Here is a 6,525-nt window from a genome sequence, read left to right as displayed (position 1 = left end):
AATGATCGACCTCGCCACCCTCACCCTCTGGCTTTGAGGACAGGCCCTAGGCGCGTGCGCCGCCGTCGACGCGCAGGATCACGCCGGTCACGAACGACGACCGGTCGCTGAGCAGCCACGCGGCGGCCTGGGCGATCTCGTCCGGGTCGGCGCCGCGACGCAGCGGCGTGGACGCGACGAGCCGCTCCTGGAGGCCGGGCGAGTCGGCCTCCCAGGTGCGGATCATCTCGGTCAGCGTGTTGCCGGGCGCGATCGCGTTGACCCGGATGCCCTCCGGGCCGTACGTGACCGCCGCCGACTCGGTGAGGCTGTTGACGGCCCGCTTCATCGCGCCGTACGCCGGCAGCGCCGGGTTGCCCAGAAAGCTGCCGACGCTGGAGTTGTTGACGATCGCCCCGGTACCGGCGGTGGCCCTGATCGCGGCGATCTCCGCGCTCATCGCCAGCCACTGGCCGCGCAGGTTGACCTGGTAGAGGCGGTCGAAGTCCTCGACGCTCACCTCGTCGAGCGGCCCGGGCGGCGAGATCGTCGCCCCGTTGTTGAACGCGACGTCGAGGCGTCCGTAGAGCGAGACCACGCGGTCGACGGCGGCGCGCACGTCGTCGGCGTCGGCCAGGTCGCAGCGGACGTGGTCCGCGGTGCCACCGGCCGCGCGGATCTCCTCGGTGACCGCCGTCAGCTGGTCCTCGGTGCGTGCCGCGAGCAGTACCCGGGCCCCTTCGCGGGCGAACAGCCGCGCGGCGGCGGCTCCGATGCCCCGACCGGCGCCGGTGACGAACGCGACTTTGTTCTCGAGCAGGTTCATGGGCCCGAGCCTGTTCCGGGCGGTGGGGCCCATCCAGGCACCGTCGGTACCTGGCTCCGGGCCGGCCCCCGGAGCACACTCGGACGCGTGGACAGACGCGAACTGGCGGACTTCCTGCGTAGCCGGCGCGAGCGGATCACCCCGGCCGAGGTGGGCCTCCCGGCCGGGCGGCGACGGCGTACCCCCGGCCTGCGCCGCGAGGAGGTGGCGCGGCTGGCGTTCATCTCGCCCGAGTACTACTCCCGCCTGGAGCAGGCCAGGGGCCCGCGGCCTTCACGCGAGGTGCTGGCCGGTCTGGCCAGGGCACTGCGGTTGTCCGACGCCGAACGCGTCCACCTCCACCAGCTCGCCGGTGCACCGCCGACGCCGCCGCCGGGCCCGCCGCGTGAGGTGCGGCCGAGCATCCTCGACCTGATCGAGCGGCTCCCGCTGTCGGCGGCGTTCGTGACGGCCGCGGACTACGAGGTGCTCGCCTGGAACGACCTGGCGGCCGCGCTGATGGAGGACTTCTCGGCCGTGCCGCGCGGTGAGCGCAACCTGCTGCGCCGCGCGTTCCTCGGGAGCCTGTACGGCGTGTCCGACCGCGCCGAGTTCGAGCGGTCGTCGACCAGGCAGTTGCGTGCGGTCGTCGCCCGGTACCCGAACGATCCGGAGGTGCGCGCCCTGGTGGACGACCTCCACCGCGGCAGCGAGCGCTTCCGGGCGCTGTGGGCCTCCCACGACGTCGCGTCCAGCCCGACGCTGCGCAAGACGTTCCACCACCCACTGGTCGGGCCGGTCACCGTGAACTGCGATGCGCTCGACGTCGCCGACCGGGACCAGCGGGTGGTCATCTACACCGCGGTACCGGGCTCGGCGTCCGAGGAGGCCCTGCGCCTGCTCTCGGTCGTGGGCACCCAGCAACTGGGGGACGCGCATGTCTGACGGGTTCGTCACCGAGCGGATCGACGTCGGCGAGGTGGTGCTGAACGTGCGCCACGGCGGCAGCGGACCGCCGCTGTTGCTGCTGCACGGGTACCCGGAGACCCACCGGATGTGGGACGCGGTGCTCGGCGGGCTCGCCGAAGAATTCACGGTCGTTGCGCCGGATCTGCGCGGCTACGGCGACAGCAGCGCGCCACGCACGGTCGCCGACCACGCCACCTACGGCAAGCGGGCGATGGCGCTGGACGCCGTCGAGCTGATGCGTCGTCTCGGGTTCGACCGGTTCGACGTGGCCGGGCACGACCGGGGCGGGCGCGTCTCCTACCGGCTCGCGCTGGGCTACTGGCACTGACCGCTGCTGGCGCAGCCGGCGCCGGTGCTGTGGGGTTCTCGCAGTGCCGTCGGCGCGTGGTACGACCCGCTCGCGGTCTGGCGCGGGTGGGCCGACGACGTGACCGGTGAGGCGATCGACAGCGGCCACTTCATCCCCGAGGAGAACCCGTCGGCGACGCTTGCGGCGTTGTGTCGGTTCCACCGCTGACGACGAGCGCGCCGCGGCGGCCGAACAGCCAGATCACCAGCGCGACGCCGCTCAGGACCGTGCCCGCGGTCGACACCGCCGCCCACCCACCGGTCGACCACAGCACCGACGCCCCGGCCGAGCCGACCGCCCCGCCGACGAAGTTGCTGGTCACGAACGCGGTGTTGAGCCGGCTGCGGGCCGAGGCCGAGACCGAGAACACCCGGGCCTGGTTGAGGATGAGCATGCCCTGGACGGAGACGTCGAGCACCAGGATCGCGACCAGCACGGCGACGACCGAGTGGCCGCCGAACCCGGCGACCACGAACGCGACGAGCGTCAGCACCCAGGCGACGCCGGTGGCCGGGAGCGACCAGCCGCGGTCGTGCAGCCGGCCGGCACGCTGGGCGGCGAGCGCCCCGGCCAGCCCGACGAGTCCGAAGAGCCCGATCACCGACACCGGGTAACCGAACGGCGGTGCGCTGAGCAGGAACGTCAACGCCGTCCAGAACATCGTGAACAGTGCGAAGCCGATCGCGCCGAGCAACAGCGTCCAGCGCACCGCGCGCTCGCGGGCCACCGCGGTGCCCACCGAGGCGATCAACGCCGGGTACCGGAGCCGCTCCTTCGGCGGCAGCGTCGGGATCGACCGGTGGAGCACGCCGGCGAGCACCAGCGCGACGACCGCCGCGGCGGCGAAGATCGTGCGCCAGCCGGCGACGTCGGCGACGAACCCGCTGATCGTCCGCGAGACCAGGATGCCGATCAGCAGGCCGGAGACGACCGTGCCGACGACCCGTCCGCGGTTCGTGTCGTCGGCCAGATCGCCGGCCAGTGGCGTGAGGATCTGACCGGAGACCGTCGTCACGCCGACCGCGGCGATCGCGACCAGCAGCGTGCCGAGCGACGGGGCCAGCGCACACGCGGTGAGCGCCGCCGCGGCGCACACCATCATGACCGGCACCAGCCGGCGGCGGTCGAGCACGTCGCCGAGCGGGACGACGAGCAGGATGCCCACCGCGTACCCGATCTGCGTCGCGGTGACCAGCCATCCGGCGGTGCCCGGCGACGAGTGCAGGTCCCGCGCGATGAACTCGAGGAGCGGCTGCGCCCAGTACAGGTTGCCGACCGCCGTGCCGCCGGCCACCGCGAACAGCCACGTCAATCTATTGGTCACTGCAACAATCCTACCGGCCCCGCTTCCCGCAATTTAGTCCATCATGAAGAATTCATGAGGAAAGCAATTCTTTCCAATCTGGAGAGATCCACTTCCTCGCTCGCTCCGGCTGTGATGGAATTGCGCCGCGCACCGTTGGGAGGCGATGCGCGCTGCGGCACCCCTTCGCCATCGAGGTGCCGCTATTCGTTAGGAGTGAGATTCTGCAGAAGGCAGGCACGATGAAGATCCGTCCGTTAAGCCGCAGGTTCGCCGGCGCTGTCGTCGCAGCGCTGGTGCTGTCCGCTGCGGCCTGCGGGACGAGTGACGAGACCGAATCATCGGACTCCGGTTCCGGGTTCAAGCCGCCGAAGTTGGAGGCCTTGAAGGAACTCGGCCAGCCCGAGGGCGCGCTGAACGTTCTGTCGTGGGCCGGGTACGCCGAGGACGGGTCGAACGACCCGAAGGTCGACTGGGTCACGCCGTTCGAGAAAGCGACCGGCTGCCAGGTCAACGCGAAGGTGTTCGGTACGTCCGACGAGGCGGTCAGCCTCATGAAGACCGGACAGTACGACGTGGTCTCCGCGTCGGGTGACGCGTCGCTGCGGCTGATCGCGGCCGGTGACGTCGAGCCGGTGACCACCGACCTGGTGCCGAACTACGCCGACGTCTTCGACTTCCTGAAGAACCAGAAGTGGAACAGCGTCGACGGGGTCTCGTACGGGGTGCCGCACGGGTGGGGTGCGAACCTGCTGATGTACCGCACGGACGTCGTCAAGCCGGCGCCGACGTCGTGGAGCGCGGTCTTCGAGGACAACGCGGCGACCAAGGGCAAGGTCACCGCGTACGACTCGCCGATCTACATCGCTGACGCGGCGTTGTACCTGATGAAGACCAAGCCGGAACTGGGCATCAAGAACCCGTACGCGCTGGACGACAAGCAGTTCGAGGCGGCCGTCGACCTTTTGAAGAAGCAGAAGGCCAACGTGGGCGAGTACTGGTCGGACTACCTGAAGGAAGTCTCGGCGTTCAAGTCGGGCGACTCGGTGATCGGCACGACGTGGCAGGTCATCGCGAACGTGGCGAAGGCCGAAGGCGCGAAGGTCGACGCGGTGCTGCCCAGCGAGGGTGCGACCGGTTGGTCGGACACCTGGATGGTCAGCGCGAAGTCGAAGCACAAGACGTGCGCGTACAAGTGGCTCGACCACATCGTCTCGCCGAAGGCCAACGCGCAGGTCGCGGAGTACTTCGGGGAGTCGCCGGCCAACGAGAAGGCGTGCGCGTTCACCGCGGACAAGAACCACTGCACGACCTACCACGCCGGTGACGCGTCCTACGCCAAGCAGATCTGGTACTGGTCGACGCCGATCAGCCAGTGCCTGGACGGCCGCACCGACGTGAAGTGCAAGGACTACTCGGCCTGGACCCAAGCCTGGACGTCCATCAAGGGTTGAGTGAGCACACGGCCCGCTGGGAGTCCCGACACTCCCAGCGGGCCGCGTACGTACGTCAGATGGAGATACGGATTCCGAGGAGGTTGACGTCGATGAGCTTGCCCCGGTCGTCGTCTTCGTCGTCGGAGCTGCTGGAACCGGAGCTACTGGAACCGGAGTCGGATCCGGAGGTCGGCTCGGGGTCGTCGGCCGGTGGAGCCCCGGCCGAATCGTTGCCCGAGTCCGAAGCGGCCGGTGGCGCCGGGGCCTCACCCGCCGGCTGGTCCGCGACCGGCGACGGTGAGACGCCGTTCGGGGTGGCCGACGGGGTGGAAGTCGTGGAGGGGGACGCCGAGGACGGGTTGAGTGCCTCGTTCTCGGCTTGGACGTCGATCGGCCCGATCGTGGTGACCTGGCCGCCCTCGCCGGACTGGCGGGTCGGTAACCCGAGGGCCTCCTGGCCGGTCGGTCTGTGCAGGCCGAGGACCATGACCGTCGCATAGGCCAGCCCCACGAGGCTGGCCAAGCACAACGTCACCCGGAACGCACGACCAGCCGGTGAGGACGAGAACGCCGGGCGCTCGCGCCGCGGTCGTGGACTCTCGGTCACCTTCTCGGGGGCCCGATGGCGGCCCGATCTGGACGTTTCTGTTGGTATGGGTTCGGTTGTCTCGGTGGGTGGAGCGTCTTTTAGACCGCCCGGTAACGACACTCGAGCCATGGTTGCATGGTAAACCGTGTGACCAGTTGTGCACAGATGGGCTGATGATTCCGCCGTTGTGCATTGGTGCGGATGCTGGTCAGACGCCTTCCGGCTGTCGCACCTCGAGCACGTACCCCGCGCCGCGCACGGTGTGGATGAGCCCGGGAAAGCCCAGTTTGCGCCGAAGCTGCGCGATGACGACGTCGACCACGTTGGACATCGGCTCGGTGCCGGAGTCCCAGCAGTGCTCGATCAGCTGCGACCGACTGACCACTGTGGCGTCCGCCGCGGCCAGGGCCTCGAGTACCGCGAACTCCTTGGCGGTCATCGTCAGCAGGACGCCCCCGCGCCGGATCTGCCGACGCCTGACGTCGATCTCCAGGTCGCCGACGCGGGCGATCGGGGCGGGCTGCGCGCCGTCACGGGCGGTGCGCCGGCACAGGCTGCGTACCCGTGCGACGAGTTCCGCGGTCGCGAACGGCTTCACCAGGTAGTCGTCGCCGCCGTGGGTGAAGCCGGCCACCCGGTCGGCGACGGTGTCGCGCGCGGTCAGGAAGAGCACCGGTGTGGACCAGCCACCGCGCCGCCTCGCGTCCACGTAGCCGATGCTGTCGCCGGTCGGGAGCATCCGATCGAAGACGACGCAGCTGTAGGGATGGGTGGCGATCGCCTCGTCGGCGGGGGGAATGTCGCCGACCAGGTCCACCGCCATGCCGGTTCCGCGTAAAGCGGCGGCGACCGCGTATCCCAGCTCGGCCTCGTCTTCGACCACAAGTACGCGCACCGGTTCATCCTGCCAGCCGATACCGAGTTCGTGTGTCCGTCAGTAGTAATTGGTTATCCGGTGCGCTCCCGGTATTGGTCGAGCCTCGCTCGGTGACCATCCTCATGAGGATTTCATGAAGTCCATTCATGAGGAATTGATGAAGTGAATGGTGAGCCACAGAAATTGCGTTCCGGCTTTCCTTTCGCCATTCCGTTGTG

7 protein-coding genes are annotated in these 6,525 nt (G+C 69.5%); 3 read left to right on the top strand and 4 right to left on the bottom strand.

The features are described from left to right. Positions 1–46: 46 nt before the first annotated feature. Positions 47–838: an SDR family NAD(P)-dependent oxidoreductase gene (locus tag ABD437_RS08375; RefSeq protein ID WP_425558115.1), complete on the bottom strand. Its 792-nt coding sequence runs from the start codon at positions 836–838 to the stop codon at positions 47–49. A gap of 54 nt (positions 839–892) precedes the next feature. On the opposite strand from ABD437_RS08375, the gene ABD437_RS08370 reads away from it, so the two are divergent. Both ABD437_RS08370 and ABD437_RS08365 read left to right on the top strand, forming a co-directional pair. Beyond that, on the top strand, positions 893–1,729 hold the full coding sequence (locus ABD437_RS08370) for a helix-turn-helix transcriptional regulator (RefSeq protein ID WP_344648150.1): 837 nt from the start codon (positions 893–895) through the stop codon (positions 1,727–1,729). Continuing rightward, the gene (locus ABD437_RS08365) at positions 1,722–2,081 is read left to right on the top strand and encodes an alpha/beta fold hydrolase (RefSeq protein ID WP_425558114.1); all 360 of its coding nucleotides are present in this window, start codon (positions 1,722–1,724) and stop codon (positions 2,079–2,081) included. Before ABD437_RS08370 ends, ABD437_RS08365 begins: the two co-directional genes overlap by 8 nt. A 130-nt stretch (positions 2,082–2,211) precedes the next feature. Here ABD437_RS08365 and ABD437_RS08360 read toward each other — a convergent pair whose 3' ends face one another. Beyond that, positions 2,212–3,426, bottom strand: coding sequence for an MFS transporter (locus ABD437_RS08360; RefSeq protein ID WP_344648149.1), 1,215 nt, complete (start codon positions 3,424–3,426; stop codon positions 2,212–2,214). A 221-nt stretch (positions 3,427–3,647) separates the two neighbouring features. Here ABD437_RS08360 and ABD437_RS08355 point away from each other — a divergent pair, with 221 nt between their 5' ends. Beyond that, positions 3,648–4,859, top strand: a complete 1,212-nt coding sequence (locus ABD437_RS08355; protein WP_344648148.1) for an ABC transporter substrate-binding protein — start codon at positions 3,648–3,650, stop codon at positions 4,857–4,859. Between the two features lie 55 nt (positions 4,860–4,914). On the opposite strand, the gene ABD437_RS08350 is transcribed toward ABD437_RS08355, so the two are convergent. Beyond that, the gene (locus tag ABD437_RS08350; RefSeq protein ID WP_344648147.1) at positions 4,915–5,364 is read right to left on the bottom strand and encodes a hypothetical protein; all 450 of its coding nucleotides are present in this window, start codon (positions 5,362–5,364) and stop codon (positions 4,915–4,917) included. 274 nt (positions 5,365–5,638) lie between these two features. Beyond that, complete coding sequence (locus tag ABD437_RS08345; RefSeq protein ID WP_344648146.1) at positions 5,639–6,325, bottom strand: response regulator transcription factor; 687 nt, start codon at positions 6,323–6,325, stop codon at positions 5,639–5,641. Between the last annotated feature and the right edge of the window lie 200 nt (positions 6,326–6,525).

Origin of the sequence: Cryptosporangium japonicum, from assembly GCF_039524755.1 — a bacterium.
In the GTDB taxonomy this organism is placed as follows: domain Bacteria; phylum Actinomycetota; class Actinomycetes; order Mycobacteriales; family Cryptosporangiaceae; genus Cryptosporangium; species Cryptosporangium japonicum.
The sequence above is the reverse complement of the archived record's forward strand: the minus strand, read 5'-3'. Positions and strand labels throughout refer to the sequence as shown.